The sequence below is a fragment of the Kitasatospora kazusensis genome (assembly GCF_039529945.1).
Lineage (GTDB): Bacteria > Actinomycetota > Actinomycetes > Streptomycetales > Streptomycetaceae > Kitasatospora > Kitasatospora kazusensis.
Genome location: NZ_BAAANT010000015.1, coordinates 17,015 through 40,091 on the forward strand (window position 1 = coordinate 17,015; position 23,077 = coordinate 40,091).

Genomic DNA, 23,077 nt, shown 5'->3' on the forward strand with positions numbered 1-23,077 from the left:
GGGAGTGTCGCCGACGCTGTCAGGAGTCGCCCGAAAGGTCACTCCTGGTGTGCCGTCGGCTCGGTCACCTGACCGATTGACGGACCCGCCGGGCGAGACACGCCCCTTCCCCTTGCGACACAAGGGGAAGGGGCGTGTTTGGGCTTGTCGGTGGCAGGGCGTACGGTAGCCCTGAACGGGTGGGCGTGTCCGACAAGTACGGAACGTCCCCCCGGCCTTTCGGCGTGTCGTCCCGACCGCCGCCCACGCCGGTCCGCCGGAGTCGACGGAGCGTCACAACTCCGCCGGGAGGGCGCTGTTCGGGTCAGTCCGCCAAGGCCCGATTGGCTTTCTCAGTGCCGGTCGGGGCAGGATTCGTACCCAGGCAGTGCGGTTTGAGGCGCTTCGGGGTGCAAGCCCGACCCCTGACCAACCCTCGCCTGAATGAGCACAGTGTGTGCGGACCAGCGGCCCACCCGGGTGCCCCCGGAGGGACGACCGATGGGCCCCCGCATGCCGCAACGCGAACAGACCACAGGAGTACACATGAACCGCAGTGAGCTGGTGGCCGCTCTGTCCGAGCGCGCCGAGGTGACCCGCAAGGACGCCGACGCCGTTCTGGCCGCCTTCGCCGAGGTCGTCGGCGAGGTCGTCGCCAAGGGCGACGAGAAGGTCACCATTCCCGGGTTCCTCACCTTCGAGCGCACCCACCGCGCCGCCCGCACCGCGCGCAACCCGCAGACCGGTGACCCGATCCAGATCCCGGCCGGCTTCAGCGCCAAGGTGAGCGCCGGTTCGAAGCTCAAGGAAGCCGCCAAGGGCAAGTGACGCCGGGCTCCTCGGAGCCGCGTACGGATTGACGGCCTGTGGCCGGTCCCCCCTCGTGGGGGACCGGCCACAGGCCGTTCCGGGCTTCGTCCACGGGCAACCGGGGACGCACCCAAGGGGCGCGGGGAACTGCGCGAATCGGAAGGCAGCGGTCCGCAGTCTTCCGGTTCGCGCAGTTCCCCGCGCCCCTGTTGTGGCTGAGCCAGTGCCTGTCAGGCCGTGACGAGCTCCTCGCTGGGCAGCTCGACGTGGGCACCGAGGTCACGGAGCTTGTCCATGAAGTTCTCGTAGCCGCGGTTGATCAGGTCGATGCCGTGCACGGTCGAGGTGCCCTCGGCGGCCAGGGCCGCGATCAGGTACGAGAAGCCGCCGCGCAGGTCGGGGATGACCAGCTCGCCGCCCATCAGCTTGGACGGGCCGGACACGACCGCCGAGTGCAGGAAGTTGCGCTGGCCGAAGCGGCACGGGGTGCCGCCCAGGCACTCGCGGTACAGCTGGATGTGCGCGCCCATCTGGTTCAGCGCCGAGGTGAAGCCGAGCCGCGACTCGTACACCGTCTCGTGGACGATGGAGAGCCCGCTCGCCTGGGTCAGCGCGACCACCAGCGGCTGCTGCCAGTCGGTCTGGAAGCCGGGGTGCACGTCGGTCTCCAGGGCGATCGCCTTGAGCTCGCCGCCCGGGTGCCAGAACCGGATGCCCTCGTCGTCCACCTCGAAGGCGCCGCCGACCTTCCGGAAGGTGTTGAGGAAGGTCATCATCTCGATCTGGCGGGCGCCCCGGACGTAGATGTCGCCCTTGGTCGCCAGCGCCGCGCACGCCCAGGAGGCCGCCTCCAGGCGGTCCGGCAGCGCGCGGTGGGTGTAGCCGCTGAGCTCGTCCACACCGGTGATCAGGATGGTGCGGTCGGTGCCCATCGAGATGATCGCGCCCATCTTCTGCAGCACGCAGATCAGGTCGACGATCTCCGGCTCGATGGCGGCGTTGCGCAGCTCGGTGACGCCCTCGGCGAGCACCGCCGTCAGCAGCACCTGCTCGGTCGCGCCGACCGAGGGGAAGGGCAGCTCGATCTTGGTGCCGCGCAGGCGCTGCGCCGCGACCAGGTAGGTGCCCTGGGGGTGCTTCTCGATGGTGGCGCCGAACTGGCGCAGCACCTCGAAGTGGAAGTCGACCGGCCGGCCGCCGATGTCGCAGCCGCCCAGGCCCGGGATGAAGGCATGGCCGAGGCGGTGCAGCAGGGGGCCGCAGAACAGGATCGGGATCCGGGAGGAGCCCGCGTGCGCGTCGATGTCGGCGACGTTGGCGCTCTCCACGTGCGAGGGGTCGAGGATCAGCTCGCCCTCCTCGTCGCCGGTGCGCACGGTCACGCCGTGCAGCTGCAGCAGGCCGCGGACGACCTTGACGTCGCGGATGTCCGGGACGTTGCGCAGTCTGCTGGGGCCCGTGCCGAGCAGGGCGGCGACCATGGCCTTGGGGACCAGGTTCTTCGCACCGCGGACGCGGATCTCGCCTTCGAGCGGGTTTCCGCCGTGGACCAGCAGGACGTCGTCGGTCATCGTTCTCGCAATCCGGGATGCCAAGGGAAGGGGCGGAGCCAGTGCGGTGCCACTGGGCTGCGTGCTGCTGCGGTGTCGCTGTGCGGGTGGCGCCGTGGGCTGGTGACCGGGCACGGTCGAGCCTCGGGGGAGTCCCGGCCGGATCAAAGGGCCACCACCACCTGTAGATGGTAATGGCCGGTCGAATGGTTCCTTTCCGCCCTAATAGGTGATGGTGCTCTCTTCGGGGCCGGCCCGGCCGTCCGATTCGGCCGTACGGGTGTTCGGTCCGGCCGCCCGGGTTTCGTGTTGGGGGCCCCTCGCGGGCCGGACTGCGGGATCATGTGGTCATGACCCCGGCCCTCTCGCACACCGGCCGACTGCTGGTCGCGACCCCCGTACTGACCGACCCGAACTTCGCCCGGGCGGTGGTGCTGCTGCTGGACCACGACGTCCAGGGCGCGCTGGGCGTGGTGCTGAACCGCCCGACCCCGATCGAGGTGGACCGGGTGCTGAACGGCTGGGCCGAACTCGCGGGCCGGCCCTCGGTGGTCTTCCAGGGCGGTCCGGTGGCACTGGACTCGGCGCTGGCCGTGGCCGTGGTGCCCGGCGAACCGGGGCAGGCCGAGCCGCTCGGGTGGCGGCGGGTGCACGGCGCGATCGGCCTGGTCGACCTGGAGGCGCCGCCACAGGTGCTGGCCGGGGAACTCGGCGGCCTGCGGGTCTTCGCCGGCTACTCGGGCTGGTCGCCGGGCCAGCTGGAGACCGAGGTGGCCGAGGGGGCCTGGTACCTGGTCGACTGCGAGCCGGGCGACATCTCCTGCCCCGACCCGGAGCGGCTCTGGCGTTCCGTCCTGCGGCGCCAGCGCGGCCCGCTGGCGATGCTCGCCACGTACCCGGACGACCCGACGCTGAACTGACCGCCGGCCGTCGTGCGCCGGCCGTCGCCCGCCGCTCGCTTCGAGGGGGTCGCCGCCCGCCTCCCGGCGGGACTCCCGCTCGCCGGTGCTGGCCCGGTTCCGAGCGGCCCCCATAGACTTGGCACCCATGAGCACTCTTGAGCCCGAGCGCGGCCTCGGCACCGGCACCCTGGTCGAGCCCGTCCCCCAGGTGTCGCACGGGGACGGCGACCACGAGCGCTACGCGCACTACGTCCAGAAGGACAAGATCATGGAGAGCGCGCTCTCCGGCACCCCGGTGGTCGCGCTCTGCGGCAAGGTCTGGGTGCCCGGGCGCGACCCGAAGAAGTACCCGGTCTGCCCGATGTGCAAGGAGATCTTCGAAGGGATCGACCAGCCCAAGGACGGCGACAAGGACAAGTAGTCCGAACTTCGATATTGGTCTATGCCAATCGTGGCTGGTCGGGGCAGGATGGCCGGATGGACCTCATCCCGGCCCCGCTGGCCGCGCAGTACGTCGAGGAGTGGGCCGTCCCGCTCGGCCGGGACACCCCGCTGACCGCCGGACCCGGCGCCGAGGCGGCCGGGGCCTGGCTGCGGTCCGCCCTCGGCGCCGCGACCGGCCTGCCGTTGCCGCCCTCGGGCGGTGACGGCATCGAACTGGCCGTCGACCCCGCCCTCGCCCCCGAGTCCTACCGGATCAGCGTGCGGGACGGCCGTGCCGTGGTGCGCGGCGGCGACCCGGCAGGGGTCTTCTGGGGTGCTCAGACCCTGCGCCAACTGCTCGGCCCCGACGCCTTCCGCCGCGCGCCGCTGCGCCGCACCGGCTGGGTGCTGCCCGGCTGCGAGATCGAGGACACCCCCCGGTTCGGCTGGCGCGGCGTCCTGCTGGACGTCTCCCGGCACTTCCTGCCCAAGTCGGACGTGCTGCGCTTCCTCGACCTGATGGCCGCACACAAGCTCAACGTCCTGCACCTGCACCTGACGGACGACCAGGGCTGGCGGATCGAGATCAAGCGCTACCCCCGGCTGACCTCGGTCGGCGGATGGCGGGAACGCTCGATGGTCGGCTACCGGGGCGGCCGAACCGAAGGGCGCGCCGACGCCGAAAGCGACGAGCGACAAGCGACCGACGAAGGAGGGAGCGCCGGAGGGAGGAGTGTCGGCGTCGGGTCAGGAGCGACCGGAGGTGAGGCCGCATGTCGGGGCGGGGAGCGGCGCGATGACCGTCCGCACGGCGGCTACTACACCCAGGACGACCTGCGCGAGATCGTCGCGTACGCCGCCGACCGGCAGATCACCGTCGTCCCCGAGATCGACCTGCCGGGCCACGCCCAGGCCGCGATCTGCGCCTACCCCGAGCTGGGCAACACCGACGTGGTCGACACCGCCGCGCTGGGCGTCTGGACGGACTGGGGGGTCAACCCCAACGTCCTGAACGTCTCCGACGCCACGCTGCGCTTCTTCGAGGGCGTCCTGACGGAGCTGCTGGAGGTCTTCCCGTCCGAGTTCGTCCACCTGGGCGGCGACGAGTGCCCCAAGGACCAGTGGCGGGCCAGCCCGGCGGCGCAGGCCCGGATCAAGGAACTGGGCCTGGCCGGCGAGGACGAGCTGCAGAGCTGGTTCATCCGGCACTTCGACCGGTGGCTGACCGCGCGCGGACGCCGCCTGATCGGCTGGGACGAGATCCTGGAGGGCGGGCTCGCGCCCGGCGCGGCCGTCTCCTCCTGGCGCGGGTACGCGGGCGGGGTGGCCGCCGCGCGGGCCGGGCACGACGTGGTGATGTGCCCCGAGCAGCACGTCTACCTGGACCACCGGCAGGCCGTCGGGCCGGACGAGCCGATCCCGGTCGGCTACGTCCGCTCGCTGGAGGACGTCTACCGCTTCGAACCGCTGCCGCCGGACCTGGACGGCGAGGCCGCCCGCCGGGTGATCGGCACCCAGGCCAACCTGTGGACCGAGTTCGCGGACGACGCCCGCGACATCGACTACCGGGCCTTCCCACGGCTGGCCGCCTTCGCCGAGGTCGCCTGGTCCGAGCTGCCCGCCGCCGGCGACCGCGACTTCGCGGGCTTCGAACACCGGATGGCCGCCCACTACGCCCGGTTGGACGCGCTCGGCGTCGAGTACCGCCCGCCCGGCGGCCCGCACCCCTGGCAGCGCCGCCCTGGCGTGGCCGGCCGCCCGTCCGACGGGCCGGTGCCCACGGTCTGACCTGCCCCGGCGGGTGTGGCCTGACCTGCCCCGGCGGGTGCGGGCGGTGCCACGGCGGCCCGGGCGGGCCGCCGTCGGTCCGGGCCGGGTCCGGGCGGGTCCAGGCGGGTCCACCCGGTGCGTCCTCCCGGGTGAGGGTGCCCCGGGAACCCTCGTGGGCGGCCGAGCGTCAAGAACTGGTGAACTTCTGGTTCCGTATCGAGCGGGTCGGATCGGAAGGCGCCCGGATTCGTCCGGGATTCGCCCGCGTTTGCCGGTGACCCGCGAGTTGATCACCGAGCATTGTGTGCCAGAGTTGCCCAACCCGCACCGATCGCCCGTACCCTACGGGCCAGGCCGCAGTGCCGATGGGGGTGCCCACGGCCGAAGGCCTGGGACGGGTGGTCGGCGATGAGCAAGTGGAGCACGGTGGAATCCAGGTGAACCGGACGATCATGCTGCCGGCCTCTCTCGACGAGGCCGTCGAGGCGCTCGCCGCCACTCCCGGCGCGGTGCCGGTGGCCGGTGCCACCGACCTGATGGAAGCCGTCAACGCCGGACGGCTCCGCCCCGCCGCCCTGATCGGCCTCGGCCGGATCACCGAGCTGCGCGGCTGGCGCTACGAGGACGGCGGCACCGCCGTCCTGGGCGCCGGCCTCACCCACGCCCGGATGGACCGCCCCGACTTCGCCGCGCTGATCCCCGCGCTCGCCGACGCGGCCCGCACGGCGGGCCCCCCGCAGGTGCGCAACGTCGGAACCCTCGGCGGGAACATCGCCACCGCCTCCCCGGCCGGGGACACCCTCCCCGTGCTCGCCGCGCTGGAGGCCACCGCGACCCTGGCCCGCGCCGGGGCCACCCGCGAGGTGCCGGTCAGCCACCTGCTCACCGGCCTCGACCCGCTGCGCCCCGGCGAACTGCTGACCTGGGTCCGGGTACCGCTGCTGAACGCCCCGCAGGTCTTCCTCAAGGCCACCGGCCGCAGCGGCCCCGCCCGCGCCACCGCCTCCGTCGCCCTCGTCCTCGACCCCGCCCGCCGCGCGGTGCGCTGCGCCGTCGGCGCGGTCGCCCCCGTACCGCTGCGGCCGCTGGAGGCCGAGGCCTGGGTGGCCGGCTGCATCGACTGGGACGCCCGCGGCGAGGAGGGCGCGACCGTCATCGACCCGGCCGCCGCCGCCGCGTTCGGCGAGTACGTCGCCGGGGCCTGCGTCCCCGAGGTCCTGCCCGACGGTGTGAACGAGGGGTTGGCCGTCGTCGCGGCGCGCGTGCGGCGTACCGTATCGGTGCTGGCCCGACGGGCTCTGGGAAGGGCGCTGAAGTGACGACAGAATCGATCGGCTTCGGCCACGTCGACCTGGGTGCGGACCCGCTCGGCGGCGACCCGCTCGGTACCGACCCGCTCGGCCACGGCGCGTTCGGCGCGGACGCCCGGCCCTGCGCCTCGTACACGCTGCGCGTCAACGGCTTCGAACGGCCCGTCACCGACGCCTGGATCGGCGAGAGCCTGCTCTACGTGCTGCGCGAGCGGCTCGGCCTGGCCGGCGCCAAGGACGGGTGCGAGCAGGGCGAGTGCGGCGCCTGCTCGGTGCAGGTGGACGGGCAGCTGGTGGCCGGGTGCCTGGTCCCCGCTGCGCTGGCCTCCGACAGCGAGATCGCGACCGTCGAGGGCCTCTCGGCCGGCGGCACCGCCAGCGACGTCCAGCAGGCACTCGCCGACTCCGGCGCCGTGCAGTGCGGTTACTGCACACCCGGCATGGCGATGGCCGTCCACGACCTGCTCCAGCGCAACCACCGGCCCAGCGAGGTCGAGGCCCGGCAGGCGCTCTGCGGCAACCTCTGCCGCTGCACCGGCTACCGGGGCGCGCTCGCCGCCGTCCAGGCCGTCGCGGAGGCCCGCGGCGCCGGGGACGAGCCGGCCGGGCCGGCTGAGCCCGCCGCGCCCGCCGCCGGCCCCGAGGCCCCTGCCGCGCCCGCCGACGCCACCGGACCCGCTGTCGCCGCTGTGCCCGCGCAGGCCACGGCACCCGCCCAGTCCGCCGCCGACCTCCCGCTGGCCGGCGAGATGCCGCTGTACGCGGACTCCGACGCCTGGGTCGAGGCCGAGCAGCCGGTCCAGCCGACCGCCGCCGGCACCGGCGTCGGCCTCGGCATGGACTACCCGGCCGCCGCCACCAGCCATCAGACCGGCGTGTACGAGCCGGCCGGCTACCCGCCCTACCCCGCGGCCCCGCCGTACGACCCTTCGTACGACGCCTCTTACGACGCCTCGTACGAAGCGGCGTACGAGCAGGGCCGCTACGAGGCCACCCCGGCCCACGGCACCGCCCACGACGGCCCGCCCTATGAGGGCACGCCCGCCCACGGCACCCCGTACGGGGTCCCGACCCCCGCGCACGGCACCCCGTACGAGAGCACCATCTACGAGAACTACGGCTACGACGGCGGCACGCCGGCTCATGGCACCCCGGCTCATGGCACGCCGGTCCATGACCTCCCGGCCCATGACACCCCCGTCTACGGCACCCCGGCCCACGGCACTCCGCTCCCCGAGGACGACCACGCATGAGCTCGCCCACCGACATCGCGTCGGCAGCGGCCGCCGCGCAGTCCGCCACGCAGTCGGCCGCGCTGTCCGCAGCCGAGGACGAGGCGCAGGCTCCCGAACCGTTCGGCCTCGGCACCTCCGCGCCGCGCAGTGACGCGCTCCCCAAGGCGCTCGGCATCTACCCCTACGCCGCCGACCTGTGGGCCGAGGGCCTGCTCTGGGGCGCCGTACTGCGCGCCCCGCACCCGCACGCCCGGATCGTCTCGGTCGACACCTCGGCCGCCCTCGCCCTCCCCGGTGTGCGGGCCGTGATCACCGCCGCCGACCTGCCGCCCGGCCCCGACGGCACCCCCGACGGAGCGCCGCACGGCCCGATCGTCGCTGACCGTCCGATCCTCGCCTCCGGCGTGGTCCGCCACCATGGCGAGCCGGTCGCCGCCGTCGCCGCCGACCACCCCGACACCGCGCGGCTGGCCGCCGCCTCGATCGTGGTCGAGTACGAGGTGCTGGAACCCGTCACCGACCCCGAGCAGGCGTTCAGCGCCCCGCCGCTGCACCCCGACGGCAACCTCTTCCGCCACCTCCCGCTGCGCACCGGCGACCCCGAGGCCGCCGGCGAGATCATCGTCGAGGGCCTCTACCAGGTGGGCCGTCAGGACCCGTCCCCGATCGGCGCCGAGGCCGGCCTCGCCGTGCCCCGCCCCGACGGCGGCGTCGAACTGCACCTCTCCAGCACCGACCCGCACGGCGACCGCGACCGCACCGCCGCCTGCCTCGGCCTGGAGCCGGACCGCGTCCGGCTGGTCGTCACCGGCGTCCCCGGCGCCACCGCCGACCGCGAGGACCTCTCCTTCCAGGTCACCCTCGCCCTGCTCGCCCTGCGCACCGGCCGCCCGGTCAAGATGACCCTCACCCGCGAGGAGTCCTTCCAGACCCACACCTCCCGCCACCCCGCCCTGCTGCGCTACCGCCACCACGCGGACGCCGAGGGCCGGCTGGTCAAGGTCGAGGCGCAGATCCTGCTGGACGGCGGCGCCTACGCCGACGTCTCCTCGGAGGCGCTGGCCGCCGCCACCGCCTTCTCGGTCGGCCCGTACGTCTGCCCCAACGTCTTCGTCGACGCCTGGGCCGTCCGCACCAACAACCCGCCCGCCGGGCGGATGCGGGGCGAGGGCGCGCTCCAGACCTGCTTCGCCTACGAGTCCCAGCTCGACCAGCTCGCCTCCCGGCTGGGCGTCGACCCGCTGGAGATCCGCCGCCGCAACGCCCTGGCGACCGGCGACCCGATGCCCACCGGACAGGCCGTCACCTGCCCCGCACCGGTGGCCGCACTGCTCGACGCGGTCTCCGCCTCCCCACTGCCGGCCCTGCCGATGGACGACCCCGAGGGCGACTGGCTGCTCCCCGGCGGCCCGGGCGGCGCCGGCGACCCGGCGGCCGTGCGGCGGGGCATCGGGTACGCCGTCGGCATGGTGCACATGCTCGGCGCCGAGGGCGAGGACGAGGTCTCGACCGCCACCGTACGGGTCAGCGGCGACCACGCGACCGTCATCTGCGCCGCCGTCGACTCCGGGCAGGGCTTCGCGACCCTGGCCCGGCAGATCGTGCAGGACGTGCTCGGGGTGACCGAGGTCTACGTCGCCCCCGTCGACAGCGACCAGTCGATCGCGGGCCCGTCGGCCCGGGGGCGGCACACCTGGGTGTCGGGCGGCGCGGTCGAGCGCGCGGCGCTGATGGTCCGCCACCAGCTGCTCCAGCCGATCGCCGCCAACTTCGGCATGTCGGTCGAACTGCTGTCGATCGCCGACGGCAAGATCACCTCCTACGACGGCGTGCTCGGCATGCCGGTCGGCGAGGCCCTGGAGGGCAAGGAACTCTGGGCCACCGCCCAGTGCCGCCCGCACCCGACGGAGCCCCTGGACGAGGCCGGGCAGGGCGACGCGTTCGTCTCGATCGCCTTCTGCGCGATGCGGGCCGTCGTCGACGTCGACATCGAGCTGGGAACCGTCCGGGTGGTCGACGTAACCGTCGCCCAGGACGTCGGCCGAGCCCTGAACCCGCGCCAGATCGAGGACCGCATCGAGGCCGGAGTCGCCCAGGGCGTCGGACTCGCCCTGCTGGAGGACCTGCGCACGGAAGGCGGGCGGCTCGTGAACCCCTCCCTCACCGGCTACCGACTGCCGACCGCCCTCGACACCCCCGAGGTCCGCATCGCGGCCCTCCTGGAGGAACGCGACGTGGTCGCGACCTTCGGCGCGAAGGCAGTCAGCGCCGCGCCCGCGGTGGTCGCCCCGGCGGCGGTGGCAGCGGCGGTACGCGCCGCGACCGGCCTGCCGGTCGGCCGGCTGCCGATCCTGCCCGAGGACGCGATCGCCGTCTGAGCCGTGTGCGGCACCCGGTACCGCACACCTACCCCACATCTGCTCCACATGACGGGGCCCCACCTCAAGACAACCTCAACTCCGTGGTGCAGAAGCCGTGCAGGGGCGTGGGGGCCTGCCCGCCTGTCACGGTCGGGCGATACGATCGGACACGCCCTGCGTTCGTTCGGGGCCGCAGGATCCAACTGACGGGGTAACGGGGTAGGGATGACGCTGACCAAGACCTTGCGCGCACTCAGCGCGACCGCGCTCGCCGGCAGCCTGCTGCTCACCGCGGCCCCGACCGCCTCGGCGGACCAGGTGCGCGACGCGCAGTGGGTCAACCAGTACTTCAACCTGACGAAGGTCTGGTCGGTGAGCCGCGGCGACGGGGTGATCGTCGCGGTCATCGACAGCGGGGTGGACGCCAACCACGCCGACCTGACGGGGCAGATACTGCCGGGGTACGACCCGAGTGGCAAGGGCCTCGTCTCGCATCCGACTGACCCGCATGGCACCAGCATGGCCAGCGAGATCGTCGGGCACGGTCACGGCAGCGGGGCGGGCATGCTCGGCCTGGCGCCGGGGGCCAAGGTTCTACCGATTTACAAGGCAGGGGCGACTGGAAAGGGCGCTGTCCCAGAGGACATCCACTGGGCTGTGGACAACGGCGCAAAGGTCATCAGCATCTCGCTGAACGGAGAAGCGGATGCGAAGTACTCCGAAGCCATCGCTTACGCGACTCAGCACGATGTTCTGATCGTTGCGTCAGCTGGTAATGAGGGTAAGACGCCTATTGACATCCCAGCGGTCGATCCTGGCGTACTTGCAGTCGGAGCAGTGGATAAGAGTAACGCCATCTGGAGTAAGTCCAATAGCGGGCCGCAGGTGATGCTCTCCGCCCCTGGTGTTGACATCGTGAGTGCTGGCGCTTGTGACGGCCAGCAGTACTGCATGGCGAGTGGTACCTCCGACTCGACAGCCTACGTGTCGGCGACTGCGGCCTTGGTTCGATCCAAGTTCCCAAGTTTGACGGCAGGTCAAGTTGCGAATCGCTTGGTGAAGTCCGCACTAGTTCCACCTGCGCTTGCCGGTGCCCAATTGCCTGACGAGCACTATGGCTACGGCGTGGTCCGGCCATACGAGGCGCTTACGCAGGACATTCCCACGGGTTCCGCTCAGGGGCCGCTCGCTAAGCCCGCCGATTCTGGTGATGTAGGAGGAGGCGCTACGACACCTGCGGGAGCCACCCCTGGTGCCACCAATCCCACCCCTGGCGCGCTGCCGCAGATCGCCGATTCCAGCTCAAAGGTCTCCGGCGTGCTTTATGTGGTGGGCTTCGCGGTGCTGCTCCTCGTGGTGCTCATTGCAGTGATCGTGGTGGTCGCTCGCCGCCGTCGTACCCCTGGCACCGCGCAGGTCGGCCCCACGCCGTACGGGACTCCGCCGGGCTGGCCGCAGGGGCAGCCGCAGTACCCGAACCAGCCCCAGTCGCCCTATGGGAGCCAGCCGCAACAGCCGTACCCGAACCAGCCGCAGCCGCCGTACGGGAACCAGGCGCCGCCGCCGGGCTACCCGCCCCAGCAGCCGTACCAGAATCCGTATGGGCCGGGGGGCAACCAACCGCGTTGAGGGTGTGTCAGCACCCGCCTCGCAAGCGCTACGATCGAATGCCCTAGTCATCTAGCCGCAGCCCGCTCGTTCGGGCGCCTTCATCACCCGCCGGAGCCAGTGCCAGACGGGGAAGCATCGACACTCCAGGGGGAGAGAGCCGTATGTCCGACGGATACCGGGTCAATACCGACGAGTTGGAGGCGGTCGTCAAGCGACTGCGCACACTCCAGCAGAGCCTCGGCCAGACCGCGGACAAGACCAAGTACAACACCGTGCTCGTCCAGGGCGACTTCGGTGGCAGCTTCGTCGAGGCCGAGCAGCTTTACTCGCAGCACGGCGCCATGCAGCAGTCGCTGACCGCCATGGTGGCGAACCTCGACCAACTGATCAACGACTTCGGCGACAAGACCAACACGGTCACTACGTCGTACAAGGGCCTCGAAGAAGATGGCGTGGTCGCCATGAACAGCGAGCAGGAGAGGATCGTCTGACATGGCTTCCTCGAAGACCGAGTTCGACAAGTACGACCTGATCCCGCTCAAGGGCATGGTCGACCACTCGAATCCCGACCGGATCAAGGAGGTCGGCGACCACTGGAGCAACATCCACCAGGAGATCCAGAGCGCCGCCGACGAGCTTCAGAGGGCGGTGCAGCAGGCCACCGCGAACTGGCAGGGGGACGCGGCCCAGGGCTTCGCCACGCGTGCCGGGGCAATCCAGACCAGCATGATGAACACGGCTGCGCACGCGCAGAACACCTCGGTCGCGATGAAGTACGCGGGCGACGCCCTGCACCAGACCAAGACGGCCATGGCCTCGATCCACGTCCCCAGTACTTTGGACAGCGGCCTGAAGCTGATCGGTGACCTCGGTGACCGTTCCGACGTGCAGTTCAAGGCGGACCTGGCGAGCGGAATGGACCGGATCACCGCGGTCAGGAAGAACGCCGACCAGCTGTCAGCGACCGAGATCGCGCACCAGAACGCGATCGGGGTCATGGAGCACCTGAGCCCGCAGTACATCCAGGCGACTACTTACCTTGACCCGCCGCCGCCGCCGACGACGCCGCCGGGGGGCGGGGACGGCGGCGGTGACCACGGAGGCACGGGCTTCCCCCCGCCGCCGTCGACCACCCCGCCGACCGGGACTGCGCCCGACCCGCTCCCCCCCATGCACAACCCCACGCCCCCTCCGTCGACCGGGGGGCCGGGGAACCCGGTCAATCCGGTTGGGCCCGTCAGTACGTTTCCCCCGCCCGTCCCCCAGCCGCCGCCCAACGATCACTACCGCGTGCCGTGGTCGCCGCCTACGCCGACCCCGATTCCGCCGATGCCCCCGATCCACCACAACCCGGTCGGGCCGATCCTCCCGCCTGGTACGGGGCTTGACAGCGTGACGCCTCCGCCGACCCTTCCGCCGGTCACCGGTGGGCCGCTGCCTGGTGGTGGCGGCGGTTTCGGTGGCGACGGTGGCCTTGGCGGCGGTGGTGGCCTCGGTGGGGGCGGTGGCCTCGGCGGCGGCGGTCTGGGCATGATGCCCGGCGGTGGCAGCCTGGCCGGCTTCGGTGGTGGCGGCAGCGGCAGCGGTGGCGGGCTCGGTGGCAGCACGGGCCGCGCCGGTTCTGTCGGTGGTGCGGCCGGCGGTGCCGGCGGTTCGGGTGCAGGTGGCGCTCTCGGTGCGGGCCAGGGCAAGTCGGGTGCGCCCGGTGCCGGTGGCATGCACGCCCCCGGTGGCCTCGGCGGTGCCGGTGGCAAGGGTGCCGGTGCCGGCGGCAAGGGCGGCAGCAGCCTGGTCCGCAAGGGCGGCGGGACGATCGGCGGTGCGCGCGGCGGTGCCAGCGGCGGTGCGTTCACCAAGGGCGGTTCCGGCCTCGGCAAGAACGGTGCCAACGGCCAGGGCGGTGCCCACGGGGTGGGCGGCGCGGCCGGTAACAAGAAGAAGGGCAAGAACGGTCAGCGCCCGGACTACCTCGTCGAGGACGAGGACACCTGGCGTACCGGCGGGGCGAACCCGCCGGTGATCGAGTAGCCGATTCCGTAGGGAAGCAGCAGGACGACCGGTGGCCCGGTCACGTCGGTGGAGCCGACGTGACCGGGCCACCGGTCTGAGCGGGCGTCACTTCTTGCAGAGTCCCAGGGTGAGGATCTGGTTGATGGTGTCGTTCGCGGCGGGGGAGGCGGTGAGGTTGCGGTTGAGCGAGAGGGTGATCTGGCGGGCGCCGTCGGCGGTGGTGAAGCTGAAGGTCTCGTAGCCGGCGACGCTGCCGCTGTGGCCCCAGGCGGGGGTGCCGGCGCAGTAGGTGCGGCTCTCCAGGCCCAGGCCGTAGGCGCGGCCGTCGCTGTCGATCGGGTGCGGGGTGCGCATCTGTGCCAGCAGTCCGGACGGGAGCAGCGAGCCGCCGAAGAGGGCGCGGTAGAAGCGGTTGAGGTCGTCGGCGGTGGAGATCATGGTTCCGGCGCCCCAGACCGCGGAGGGGCTGAACTCGGTGAGGTCGGTCGGTGCGGCGGCCGGGCCGTCGAGCCACTCGTAGCCGTCCAGGTGCGGACCGGAGAGGTGGGCGGTGGTCGGGAACGAGGTGTTCCGCAGGTGGAGCGGGTGGATGATCCGCCGGGTGATCTCCTCGCCGAGGGGGCGTCCGGTGAGGTGTTCGACCATGAGCCCCAGGACGACGTAGTTGGTGTTGGAGTACGCCCAGGAGGTGCCGGGGGCGAACTGCGGGCCGTGGGCGGCGGAGAGGGCGATCAGCTGCTGCGGGGTGTAGGTGGCCGTCCGGGCGGTCCGGATCGGGTCGGGCTGGGACAGCACCACGTTGAGGTAGTCGTAGAGGCCGCTGGTGTGGTTGAGCAGCTGACGGACCGTTATGTTCCGGCCGTCGGCGAGCACACCGGGCAGGTCGCGCTCGATCGGGTCGTCCAGGCCGAGCCTGCCCTCGGCGACCAGTTGCAGGACGACCGTGGAGACGAAGCTCTTGGTCACGCTGCCGACCCGGAACCGGTCCGCGGCGGTGGCCCGCCTGCCGTCGCCGAGGTCGGCCACGCCGCTGGTGCCGCGCCAGGTGCCGTTGCCGTCGCGGACCTCGGCGATCACGCCCGGGATGCCGTCGGCCACCGCCTGGTCCAGCGCGTGCTGCAGGGCCGTCCGGTCGGCGCCCGCGCCGTTGGCGGTACCGGCGGTGCCGGCGAAGGCCGGTCCGGCCAGCGGGACGAGCGTCGCGGCGGCGAGCAGGACGGTGGCCAGGCGGGTGGTGGAGCGGCTCATGGGTGATCGGTCCTTCCGAGGTGATCTCTGTTCTCGACAAGGAAGATCCTGCCCGCCCGGCGCCTGCGGGGGATCGCCGGTGACGGTGAATCAGCGTCTCACCCGTGCGGGGGAGAGAGTCACTCCGGCGGGGTAGGGGAGCGGTGACGGCGTCGCCGCAGCGTGGAGAACACCGGGCCGGCCCGTCCGCCCGGCCTTGGACCGTCGACGGCGGTACCGGCACAGCCGGAGCGGACACCCGGCGGCACGTATATCGGCGGTGCGAAGGAAAGTGGTCCGGGGAAATGGAATGCGGAATTCCCGGGCGGCGAATTGATCGCCGTCCGGGAATTCGAGGGATGGGGCGTGGAGGCCATGACGGGAATCGAACCCGTGTAAACCGCTTTGCAGGCGGTTCCCTAAGCCACTCGGGCACACGGCCGTGGGGTGGAGCGAGGTGGCGAGGCGTCAGAAGGCCTCAGGCGCAGCAGGGGGAGCAACAGGAAGCGTCGCAAGCCCGACAACAGCGGGGAGCGGCACAGGTGCGGGGCACCGCGTGGGCCACCGTCTTCCTGTTCATGGCCTGCTCCTGTCGTCGTGGCGTCCGCTTCGGGCGGCCCGCCGTGCTGATGAATTCATCTTATGCGGCGCGGGGAGGGGTGCGTCAATATCCGGATATGAATTCTGTGTGTCGTGGCGTGCTAGCTTGGAAGGCAGGTGAGCGATCACCCCGGACGAGCGCGTCGTACCCGGTAGGACAAGACGGCGCAGTACACAGCGGCAGCCCTGCCGCGAACTACTGCGGAGGAGTGTCCGTCATGGCCTGGGTCGTGCTGATCGTCGCCGGTGTGCTGGAGACGGTGTGGGCGGTCGCCCTGGAATCGTCCAAGGGGTTCTCGCGGCTGGTGCCCAGCCTGGTCTTCGGTGTGGCGCTCGTGCTCAGCCTGGGCGGGCTGGCGTACGCGATGCGGAGCATCCCGCTCGGTACCGGCTACGCGGTGTGGGTCGGGATCGGGGCGATCGGTACCGCGATCTACGGAATGGCGGCGACGGGTGACCCGGTGACGGCGGCCCGGATCACCTGCCTGACGCTGATCCTCGGCGGTGTGGTGGGGCTCAAGGTGCTGCATTGAGGAGCCCGGCCGGGCCCACCCCGGCTCCGGCCCGCGTCCGGCCCACGCCGGCCCCGGGGTCCTAGGCCGGAAGGGCGAGGCGCCTCCGTCTGCAGGTCAGGAGTCAATCGGCCCCTAGGGCCTTACCATGAGACGCATGACCACAGCCTCCCCCACCTCGGTCGACCACGCCCCCGAGCCGCCGCCCGCCGACCCCGGGGAGAGCGGCGGCGTACTCAGCGGCCCGTACCGGGCGCTCACGCTGGGGATCGTCTCGGTGGTGCTGCTGCTGGCCTTCGAGGCGACGGCGGTGAACACCGCGATGCCGGTGGCGGCCCGGCAGCTGGACGGGCTCGGGTTGTACGCGTTCGCGTTCTCCGGCTACTTCACCAGCACGCTCTTCGCCCTGGTGGTCTCCGGGCAGTGGTGCGACCGGCGCGGGCCGATGGCGCCGCTGTTCACCGGGATCGCGGTGTTCGCGGCGGGGCTGGTGGTGGCGGGGACGGCGGTGGACATGTGGTTGTTCGTCGCGGGCCGGGCGGTCCAGGGGCTCGGCGGCGGGCTGGTGATCGTCGCGCTGTACGTGGTGGTCGGGCGGGCCTTCCCCGAGCGGCTGCGCCCGTCGGTGTTCGCGGCGTTCTCGGCGGCCTGGGTGCTGCCCTCCATCGTCGGGCCGGTGGTGTCCGGTGCCGTCACCCAGCACCTCGGCTGGCGCTGGGTGTTCCTCGCCGTACCCGTGCTGGTCCTGCTGCCGCTCGTGGTGATGGGCCCGGCGCTACGCCGGTCCGAGAGGGCGCAGCCGAGCGCCGTCGGTGTGGCGGTGGACCGCGGGCGGACCGGGCTGGCGGCGACGGCCGCGCTCGGCGCGGGCCTGCTCCAGTACGCCGGGCAGCGGCTGGACCTGCTCGGGCTGGTCCCGGCGGTGGCGGGTGCGGGCCTGCTGCTGCCGGCCGTGGTGCGGCTGCTGCCGCCGGGGACCCTGCGGGCGGCGCGCGGGCTGCCCACGGTGATCCTGCTGCGCGGGGTCGCGGCGGGCGCGTTCTTCGCGGCCGAGGCGTTCATCCCGCTGATGATGGTGACCCGGCGGGGTCTGTCGCCGACCATGGCGGGGCTGACCCTGACCAGTGGCGGCCTGTCCTGGGCGCTGGGTTCCTGGCTGCAGGGCCGGCCGGCGGCGGAGCGGCACCGTGAGGCGCTGATCCGGTCCGGGTTCGTGCTGACCGCCGTGGCGATAGCCGGCGCCGCGCTGGTGCTGATCCCCGCCGCGCCGGTCTGGCTGGCGGCGGCGGCCTGGGCGGTCGGCGGGGTCGGCATGGGCCTGGCGGTGGCGAGCATCAGCGTGCTGATGATGAAGCTGTCCGCACCCGAGGAGGCCGGGCTGAACTCGGCCTCGCTGCAGATGAGCGACGCGCTCGGCAACGTGCTGCTGATCGGCCTGGCGGGGGTGCTGTTCGCGGGCCTGGGCGGGGGTTCGGCGGTGGCTGCGGCCGGCGGCGGGTCGGTGCCGGCGGCCGCGTTCGCGGTGATCTTCCTGGTGATGGCGGGGGTCGCGCTCCTCGGCGCGCTGATCTCTGGACGTACCCGGGTCTCTGGACGTACCCGGGCGTGAGGAGGTAGCCGGGTGTCAGGAGGTACCCGGGGACGCGGCTGAGGCCGCGGTGCCGAGCAGGCCGTCCCAGCCGCCGGCCGGCGCCTCGCCGGGGCCCAGTCCCTGGAGCTTGCGCAGCACGGCCGGGTCCTGCACCTCCAGCCACTGCACCAGCTGACGGAACGACACCAGCTTGACCTCGGGGTGCCCGGCGATCTCGGCCATCGCCGCCTCGACGGCGTCCATGTAGATGCCGCCGTTCCACTGCTCGAAGTGGTTGCCGATGTAGAACGGCGCCCGGTTGGTGCGGTACGCCCGGTCGAAGCCCGCCAGGTACGAGTCGCGGGCCTGTTGCCGCCAGGCGGCCCGCTTGGCCGGGTCGGCCTTGGTGTTGCTGCCGGACTGGTTGTACATGATGTTGTAGTCCATCGACAGCACCTGGAAGCTGTGCCCGGGGAACGGGATCGACTGCAGCGGGAAGTCCCACAGCGCGCCGCCCTGGAACTTCTGCGGCCACACCTGGAGCCCGCCGGGGCCGCTGCTGTCGTACTTCCAGCCGCGTGCGGCCGCCGTCGGCAGCAGGGCGCGCTGGCCTTCCAGGCAGGGGGTGCGGGCGCCGATCAGCTCCTTGCGGTAGTCGAAGGGCAGCGCGGGCAGGTCGGTGAAGCCGGTGTTGGTCTTCCAGTTGGTGACGAAGGACACCGCCTGCTCGATCTCGCTGTCCCACTCGTCCGGGGACCACCTGCCGACCCCGTTGGAGCCGCAGAAGTGCCCGTTGAAGTGGGTGCCGATCTCGTGCCCGTCGAGCCAGGCCGCGCCGATCTGCTGGAGGGTGGCGTGCACGTGCTGGTCGCTCAGGTAGTCGATGTCGCTGGCGCCGACCCGGTGCTGCGGCGGGTGGTAGAGGTCCTTCTTCGACTCGGGCAGCGTGTAGATGCCGCTCAGGAAGAACGTCATCGACGCGTTGTGCTCCCTGGCGAGCTGCCGGAACCGGCTGAACAGCCGGTTGTCCAGCTCGCCGGCGCCGTCCCAGGAGAAGACCACGAACTGCGGGGGCCGTTCGCCGGCCTGGAGCCGTACGGGCTTGGGCTGGTTCGGTTGCGGGCCGGTGTCGGAGGTCGAGCCGTCGCCGATCAGGGTGGCGGGCGGCTTGGGGACGGGGGACGGTGCGGCGGCGCGGGGCGGTGCGGTGGCGGCGGGCGGGGCGGCCTGCTCGCCCTGGCTGCCGCGGGTGGTGCCGCAGCCGGTGGCGAGGGCGGCCGCCGTGGCGGCTCCGGCGGACAGCAGTGTCCGGCGGGAGAGAGCGTCCATGGTCACATCCGTTCCTGGAGGGACGTGCGAGTGCCCGTGCCGTGGGAGGGGCCCGGCGGTGTGCGGTGCGGTGCTGCGGCGAGGTGCGGTGCCGGGTCCGGAACCGTTCCGAAGGGCCGTGGGGCGGCCGGTCGAAGGCCGGTACGGGGTCTGGCACGGGGTCCGGTGCGGGATCCGTGCGGGGCCGGTGGCAGGCCGGGCGGAAAGTCTGATGATTCGTCGAACGGTTTGAATTGGGGCAAAGCATCGCATGATGGACGGGAGCGGGCCCGGTATGACAGGCCGGATGGCGGGTGGCCACACTCCCGTGCGGGTGTCGCGCGACCGTTCGGCGTACTGGCCGGGCCGTCGGCTGGCGGCCCGGACTGATCCGGCGTCAGCTGAGGGCAGTCGCCGCCCCCGCCCCGAAACCAGCCCGGAGGTGTCCGTCCCGTCATGTGGCAGTCGGTGCTCGACGCGTACCGGGAGCGGATCGTCGACACCGGCCGGCAGCCGCTGTTCCTGCTGCTGGTCGGGTTGATCGCCTCCTTCCTGTTCATCCGCTTCAGCGTCCGGATGATCCGGCGTGGCACCAGCTGGTGGCCGGGCAACGTCACCCCGGGCGGACTGCACATCCACCACGTGGTGTTCGGCCAGGCGCTGATGGTGCTCTGCGGGGTCGGCGCGTTCGCCGTCCGGGGTGCGGGCGGGGTGCTGCGCGAGGTGCTGGCCGTCGGGTTCGGCATCGGCTGCGGGCTGGTGCTGGACGAGTTCGCGCTCGTGCTGCACCTGAAGGACGTCTACTGGAGCGAGCAGGGCCGCAAGTCGGTGGACGCGGTGATCCTGGTGGTGGCGGTGATCGGCCTGCTGCTGCTCGGCGAGCTGCCGTTCGGCGGCTTCAAGGGCGGGCTGACGTCCGGCCAGCTGGTCGGCGCGGGCGTGCTGCTGCTCCTGGTGGTGGTGAGCCTGTTCAAGGGCAAGATCTGGACCGGCCTGCTCGGTGTGATGGTCTGGCCGCTCGCGGCGGTCGGCGCCGTCCGGCTGGCCCGCCCGAAGAGCCCGTGGGCGCGCTGGCGCTACCGCTCGCGCCCCAAGCGGCTGGCCCGCGCGGAGCGCCGGGACGCCCGGATCCACCAACGCCTGGTCGCGTTCAAGTCCTCGGTCTACAACGTGCTCGCGGGCGCCCCCGACCTGGTCGAGGAGCCCGTCCCGCTCGAACCCCCGCCGCCGGAGCCGGCACCGGAGCCGTACGTGCCGCCGCCGCTGCCCGGGTGGCGGGCCCGCTGCGCCGTCCTCGCCGAGTGGTACCTGCGGATCGCGGCGCTGCTCAACCTGGTCGCCGGGCTGGTCGAACCCTTCCGGGACCAGGTCAACCGTGCCAACAGCGGTGAGTTCTTCACCCCCGTCCTGATGACCGCGGGTTTCACCGCCGCGCTCTTCGCCGGGCTGCTCGCGGTGATGCTGCGCCGCCGCAAGCGGGCCGCCTGGATCGTCTCGGTCGCCGTCGTCGCGGTGTACGCGGGGCTCTTCCTGCTCGCCCTGGTGGTGCTGCCCGAGGACCGCGCGCACCCGTTCAACTGGGTGTCGGCGGCGCTCACCGTCGCCCTGCTGGCGGTGCTGCTGATCGGCCGGCCCGCCTTCCACGTCAAGGGCGGCCGCGGCAACGTGGTGCTCGGCCTCGCCGTGCTGGTGCTCGGTACGGCCGCGCTCACCGCCCTCGGCGCGGCGCTGGTCCGGCTCAGCTACCCCGGCACCCCGCCGGGCTGGCGGCAGGCCGCCGCCTACGTGCTGTTCCGGCTGGTCACCCTGTCCGGGATCGTCGAGTACACCCCCATCGACGTGGCCGGCTGGGTCGACCTGACGCTCAACGTCCTCGGCGCCGCGCTGCTGCTGCTCACCGTCCGGGTGTTCTTCCGCTCGGTACGTGCCCTGGTGCACCTGGAGCCGGAGGACGAGCGGCGGCTGCGCGCGCTGCTGGACCGGCACGGCGCCCGGGACTCGCTCGGCTACTTCGCGTTGCGCCGCGACAAGTCGGTCTGCTGGTCGCCGTCGGGCAAGGCCGCGGTGCTGCACCGGGTGGTGAACGGTGTCGCGCTGGCCTCCGGCGACCCGGTCGGGGATCCGGAGGCGTGGCCGCAGGCGATCGAGGTCTGGCGCCGGCAGGTCCGCGACCATGCCTGGATCCCGGCCGTCACGGGCGCGGGCGAGCAGGCCGGCACGGCGTACCGGCGGTCCGGGCTGCGGGCGCTGCAGATCGGTGACGAGGCGGTGGTCGAGACGGACGGCTTCAGCCTGGAGGGCCGCTCGATGCGCACCCTGCGCCAGACGTACCACCGGGTCGGCAAGGCCGGGTACCGCGCGGTGCTCCGGCGCCATCGCGACATCCCGGAGGACGAGCTCGCCGAACTGGTCCGGCTCGCCGACGCCTGGCGGCACGGGCGCACCGAGCGCGGCTTCTCGATGGCGCTCGGACGGCTCGGCGACCCGGCCGACGGGGACTGCCTGATGGCCGAGTGCCGGGACGAGAACGACCGGACCTGCGCGCTGCTGAGCTTCGTGCCGTGGGGCGCGCACGGACTCTCGCTCGACCTGATGCGCCGTGACCGGGAGTCGGACAACGGGCTGGTGGAGTTCCTGGTCACCGAGCTGCTGCTGCGCGCCAAGGCGGGCGAGCTCGTGCTCGCCCGGGTCTCGCTGAACTTCGCGATGTTCCGGTACGTCTTCGAGCAGGGCGCCCGGATCGGGGCCGGGCCGGTGCTGCGGCTGACCCGCTCGGTGCTGCGGTTCCTCTCCCGCTGGTGGCAGCTGGAGTCGCTGTACCGGGCCAACGCCAAGTACCAGCCGAGCTGGGAGCCGCGCTTCGTGCTGTACGAGAAGTCCTCCGAGCTGCCCGCCATCGCGGTCGCCAACGGGCTGGCGGAGGGGTTCCTGACCCGGCCCCGGCTGCCCAGTGTCGGCTCGCTCCGGCGGGGGCGGGCGGCCACCCGTTCGGTGCAGGCCGGGCCGGTCCCCGGGGCGGATCCCCCGCCGGTCGGCTGACCTGCGGTCATCGCCGTCGTCCAGCCGATCGGCGGGGCAGAACTCCACCCGGTTGCGGATGCCTGCCGACGATCTTGACGGTTCACTGGTGCGAGTGTGTCTCGGACCGGTCGGTCTTGAACCGGTCGGTCTTGACGCCGGGCCGGGGCCGCAACAGCGCCCGGGCCGAGGCCGGACGGCACCGGCCGGGCCGAGCAGAGGGGACGACGGGTGGGCGGGCAGGACGGCAGGAGCCCCTGGCCGGGCACGTTGGCGGCCGGTGCGGCCCTGGTGCTCGGCGCCTGGATGCTGCAGGACGGCGGCCACCGGCTGCCCCCGGCGCCGACGGCGGACCAGGCGTTCGGGGGATCCCCCGGCAGCGAGGTGTTCGCCCCGCCGCGCCCCAGGGCCGTCCCGACCCGGATCAGGATCCCGGTGCTCCAGGTCGACGCCCCCGTCACCGGGCTCGGCCTGGACGGGGGAGGGCAGCTGGAACCGCCCTCCGACACCGACCGCAACCTGGCCGGCTGGTACCGGGGCGGTGTCACCCCGGGCCAGCGCGGAACCGCCGTGATGGCCGGACACGTCGATACCCGGCGGGGACCCGCCGTCTTCTACCGGCTCGGTACCCTCCGCAAGGGCGACCAGCTGGAGGTCGCCGGCGCGGACCGCGGCTCCGCGTTCTTCGCGGTCGACGCGGTCGAGGTCTACCGCAAGAAGGACTTCCCCGACGCGAAGGTCTACGGCCCGGCCCCCGGTTCCCAGCTGCGGATCATCACCTGCGGCGGGGGCTTCACCGAGCAGAACGGCTACGACGGCAACGTCGTGGTCTTCGCCCACCTGGTGCGTGGTGTCTCCGGCTGACCGGCCGCCGCCCCGCCC

General features: G+C 72.6%; 16 protein-coding genes, 1 tRNA gene, 1 pseudogene and 1 riboswitch. Of the genes and pseudogenes, 14 read left to right on the forward strand and 4 right to left on the reverse strand.

Going from position 1 to position 23,077, the window contains the following annotated elements:
• Nucleotides 1-525 precede the first annotated feature (525 nt).
• Nucleotides 526-807: an HU family DNA-binding protein gene (locus ABD330_RS15150; RefSeq protein WP_057237508.1), complete on the forward strand. Its 282-nt coding sequence runs from the start codon at nucleotides 526-528 to the stop codon at nucleotides 805-807.
• Nucleotides 808-1,019: 212 nt separating this feature from the next.
• Here the strand turns inward: ABD330_RS15150 and murA are convergent, their stop codons facing one another.
• Nucleotides 1,020-2,360, reverse strand: a complete 1,341-nt coding sequence (gene murA / locus ABD330_RS15155; protein WP_344465083.1) for a UDP-N-acetylglucosamine 1-carboxyvinyltransferase — start codon at nucleotides 2,358-2,360, stop codon at nucleotides 1,020-1,022.
• A 329-nt stretch (nucleotides 2,361-2,689) separates the two neighbouring features.
• On the opposite strand from murA, the gene ABD330_RS15160 reads away from it, so the two are divergent.
• The 9 genes and pseudogenes from ABD330_RS15160 (at nucleotide 2,690) to ABD330_RS15200 (ending at nucleotide 13,978) form a co-directional block, all read left to right on the forward strand.
• On the forward strand, nucleotides 2,690-3,259 hold the full coding sequence (locus tag ABD330_RS15160) for a YqgE/AlgH family protein (RefSeq protein ID WP_344465085.1): 570 nt from the start codon (nucleotides 2,690-2,692) through the stop codon (nucleotides 3,257-3,259).
• Between the two features lie 127 nt (nucleotides 3,260-3,386).
• Nucleotides 3,387-3,662, forward strand: coding sequence for a DUF3039 domain-containing protein (locus ABD330_RS15165; protein WP_344465087.1), 276 nt, complete (start codon nucleotides 3,387-3,389; stop codon nucleotides 3,660-3,662).
• A gap of 56 nt (nucleotides 3,663-3,718) precedes the next feature.
• Entirely contained in the window at nucleotides 3,719-5,452 is a 1,734-nt protein-coding gene (locus ABD330_RS15170) for a beta-N-acetylhexosaminidase (protein WP_344465089.1), read from the forward strand.
• A 434-nt stretch (nucleotides 5,453-5,886) separates the two neighbouring features.
• Nucleotides 5,887-6,753: an FAD binding domain-containing protein gene (locus ABD330_RS15175; protein ID WP_344465298.1), complete on the forward strand. Its 867-nt coding sequence runs from the start codon at nucleotides 5,887-5,889 to the stop codon at nucleotides 6,751-6,753.
• Nucleotides 6,754-6,854: 101 nt separating this feature from the next.
• Nucleotides 6,855-7,400, forward strand: a pseudogene (locus tag ABD330_RS15180) ((2Fe-2S)-binding protein); the annotation flags it as partial.
• A gap of 593 nt (nucleotides 7,401-7,993) precedes the next feature.
• Complete coding sequence (locus tag ABD330_RS15185) at nucleotides 7,994-10,357, forward strand: xanthine dehydrogenase family protein molybdopterin-binding subunit (protein ID WP_344465091.1); 2,364 nt, start codon at nucleotides 7,994-7,996, stop codon at nucleotides 10,355-10,357.
• A 207-nt stretch (nucleotides 10,358-10,564) separates the two neighbouring features.
• Nucleotides 10,565-11,968: a S8 family serine peptidase gene (locus ABD330_RS15190; RefSeq protein ID WP_344465093.1), complete on the forward strand. Its 1,404-nt coding sequence runs from the start codon at nucleotides 10,565-10,567 to the stop codon at nucleotides 11,966-11,968.
• A gap of 143 nt (nucleotides 11,969-12,111) precedes the next feature.
• Complete coding sequence (locus ABD330_RS15195) at nucleotides 12,112-12,441, forward strand: hypothetical protein (RefSeq protein WP_344465095.1); 330 nt, start codon at nucleotides 12,112-12,114, stop codon at nucleotides 12,439-12,441.
• A 1-nt stretch (nucleotide 12,442) separates the two neighbouring features.
• Complete coding sequence (locus ABD330_RS15200) at nucleotides 12,443-13,978, forward strand: WXG100 family type VII secretion target (protein ID WP_344465097.1); 1,536 nt, start codon at nucleotides 12,443-12,445, stop codon at nucleotides 13,976-13,978.
• Nucleotides 13,979-14,065: 87 nt separating this feature from the next.
• Here ABD330_RS15200 and ABD330_RS15205 read toward each other — a convergent pair whose 3' ends face one another.
• Together ABD330_RS15205 and ABD330_RS15210 are read right to left on the reverse strand one after the other, a co-directional pair.
• A complete protein-coding gene (locus ABD330_RS15205) occupies nucleotides 14,066-15,208 on the reverse strand; it encodes a serine hydrolase domain-containing protein (protein ID WP_344465099.1) in 1,143 nt (380 codons plus the stop codon).
• Nucleotides 15,209-15,554: 346 nt separating this feature from the next.
• A tRNA-Cys gene (locus ABD330_RS15210) sits at nucleotides 15,555-15,629 on the reverse strand.
• A 269-nt stretch (nucleotides 15,630-15,898) separates the two neighbouring features.
• Nucleotides 15,899-15,959: riboswitch (guanidine-III (ykkC-III) riboswitch) on the forward strand.
• Between the two features lie 46 nt (nucleotides 15,960-16,005).
• Between ABD330_RS15210 and ABD330_RS15215 the strand changes: the two genes are divergently transcribed.
• Together ABD330_RS15215 and ABD330_RS15220 are read left to right on the forward strand one after the other, a co-directional pair.
• Nucleotides 16,006-16,320 (forward strand): DMT family transporter, encoded by a 315-nt coding sequence (locus ABD330_RS15215; RefSeq protein WP_344465101.1) that lies wholly within the window; start codon nucleotides 16,006-16,008, stop codon nucleotides 16,318-16,320.
• A gap of 136 nt (nucleotides 16,321-16,456) precedes the next feature.
• Nucleotides 16,457-17,908, forward strand: coding sequence for an MFS transporter (locus ABD330_RS15220; protein ID WP_344465103.1), 1,452 nt, complete (start codon nucleotides 16,457-16,459; stop codon nucleotides 17,906-17,908).
• 15 nt (nucleotides 17,909-17,923) lie between these two features.
• Here ABD330_RS15220 and ABD330_RS15225 read toward each other — a convergent pair whose 3' ends face one another.
• Nucleotides 17,924-19,198, reverse strand: coding sequence for a polysaccharide deacetylase family protein (locus tag ABD330_RS15225; protein WP_344465105.1), 1,275 nt, complete (start codon nucleotides 19,196-19,198; stop codon nucleotides 17,924-17,926).
• A gap of 435 nt (nucleotides 19,199-19,633) precedes the next feature.
• Here ABD330_RS15225 and ABD330_RS15230 point away from each other — a divergent pair, with 435 nt between their 5' ends.
• The gene (locus tag ABD330_RS15230) at nucleotides 19,634-22,216 is read left to right on the forward strand and encodes a phosphatidylglycerol lysyltransferase domain-containing protein (protein ID WP_344465107.1); all 2,583 of its coding nucleotides are present in this window, start codon (nucleotides 19,634-19,636) and stop codon (nucleotides 22,214-22,216) included.
• Nucleotides 22,217-22,501: 285 nt separating this feature from the next.
• Complete coding sequence (locus ABD330_RS15235; RefSeq protein WP_344465300.1) at nucleotides 22,502-23,059, forward strand: class F sortase; 558 nt, start codon at nucleotides 22,502-22,504, stop codon at nucleotides 23,057-23,059.
• Nucleotides 23,060-23,077: the final 18 nt, after the last annotated feature.

What these genes read in the sequence shown, in the direction of transcription:
- ABD330_RS15150 (WP_057237508.1), top strand. Translation starts at nt 526, where the DNA reads ATGAACCGCAGTGAGCTGGTGGCCGCTCTGTCCGAGCGCGCCGAGGTG.
- murA (WP_344465083.1), bottom strand. Translation starts at nt 2,360, where the DNA reads ATGACCGACGACGTCCTGCTGGTCCACGGCGGAAACCCGCTCGAAGGC.
- ABD330_RS15160 (WP_344465085.1), top strand. Translation starts at nt 2,690, where the DNA reads ATGACCCCGGCCCTCTCGCACACCGGCCGACTGCTGGTCGCGACCCCC.
- ABD330_RS15165 (WP_344465087.1), top strand. Translation starts at nt 3,387, where the DNA reads ATGAGCACTCTTGAGCCCGAGCGCGGCCTCGGCACCGGCACCCTGGTC.
- ABD330_RS15170 (WP_344465089.1), top strand. Translation starts at nt 3,719, where the DNA reads ATGGACCTCATCCCGGCCCCGCTGGCCGCGCAGTACGTCGAGGAGTGG.
- ABD330_RS15175 (WP_344465298.1), top strand. Translation starts at nt 5,887, where the DNA reads ATGCTGCCGGCCTCTCTCGACGAGGCCGTCGAGGCGCTCGCCGCCACT.
- ABD330_RS15185 (WP_344465091.1), top strand. Translation starts at nt 7,994, where the DNA reads ATGAGCTCGCCCACCGACATCGCGTCGGCAGCGGCCGCCGCGCAGTCC.
- ABD330_RS15190 (WP_344465093.1), top strand. Translation starts at nt 10,565, where the DNA reads ATGACGCTGACCAAGACCTTGCGCGCACTCAGCGCGACCGCGCTCGCC.
- ABD330_RS15195 (WP_344465095.1), top strand. Translation starts at nt 12,112, where the DNA reads ATGTCCGACGGATACCGGGTCAATACCGACGAGTTGGAGGCGGTCGTC.
- ABD330_RS15200 (WP_344465097.1), top strand. Translation starts at nt 12,443, where the DNA reads ATGGCTTCCTCGAAGACCGAGTTCGACAAGTACGACCTGATCCCGCTC.
- ABD330_RS15205 (WP_344465099.1), bottom strand. Translation starts at nt 15,208, where the DNA reads ATGAGCCGCTCCACCACCCGCCTGGCCACCGTCCTGCTCGCCGCCGCG.
- ABD330_RS15215 (WP_344465101.1), top strand. Translation starts at nt 16,006, where the DNA reads ATGGCCTGGGTCGTGCTGATCGTCGCCGGTGTGCTGGAGACGGTGTGG.
- ABD330_RS15220 (WP_344465103.1), top strand. Translation starts at nt 16,457, where the DNA reads ATGACCACAGCCTCCCCCACCTCGGTCGACCACGCCCCCGAGCCGCCG.
- ABD330_RS15225 (WP_344465105.1), bottom strand. Translation starts at nt 19,198, where the DNA reads ATGGACGCTCTCTCCCGCCGGACACTGCTGTCCGCCGGAGCCGCCACG.
- ABD330_RS15230 (WP_344465107.1), top strand. Translation starts at nt 19,634, where the DNA reads ATGTGGCAGTCGGTGCTCGACGCGTACCGGGAGCGGATCGTCGACACC.
- ABD330_RS15235 (WP_344465300.1), top strand. Translation starts at nt 22,502, where the DNA reads ATGCTGCAGGACGGCGGCCACCGGCTGCCCCCGGCGCCGACGGCGGAC.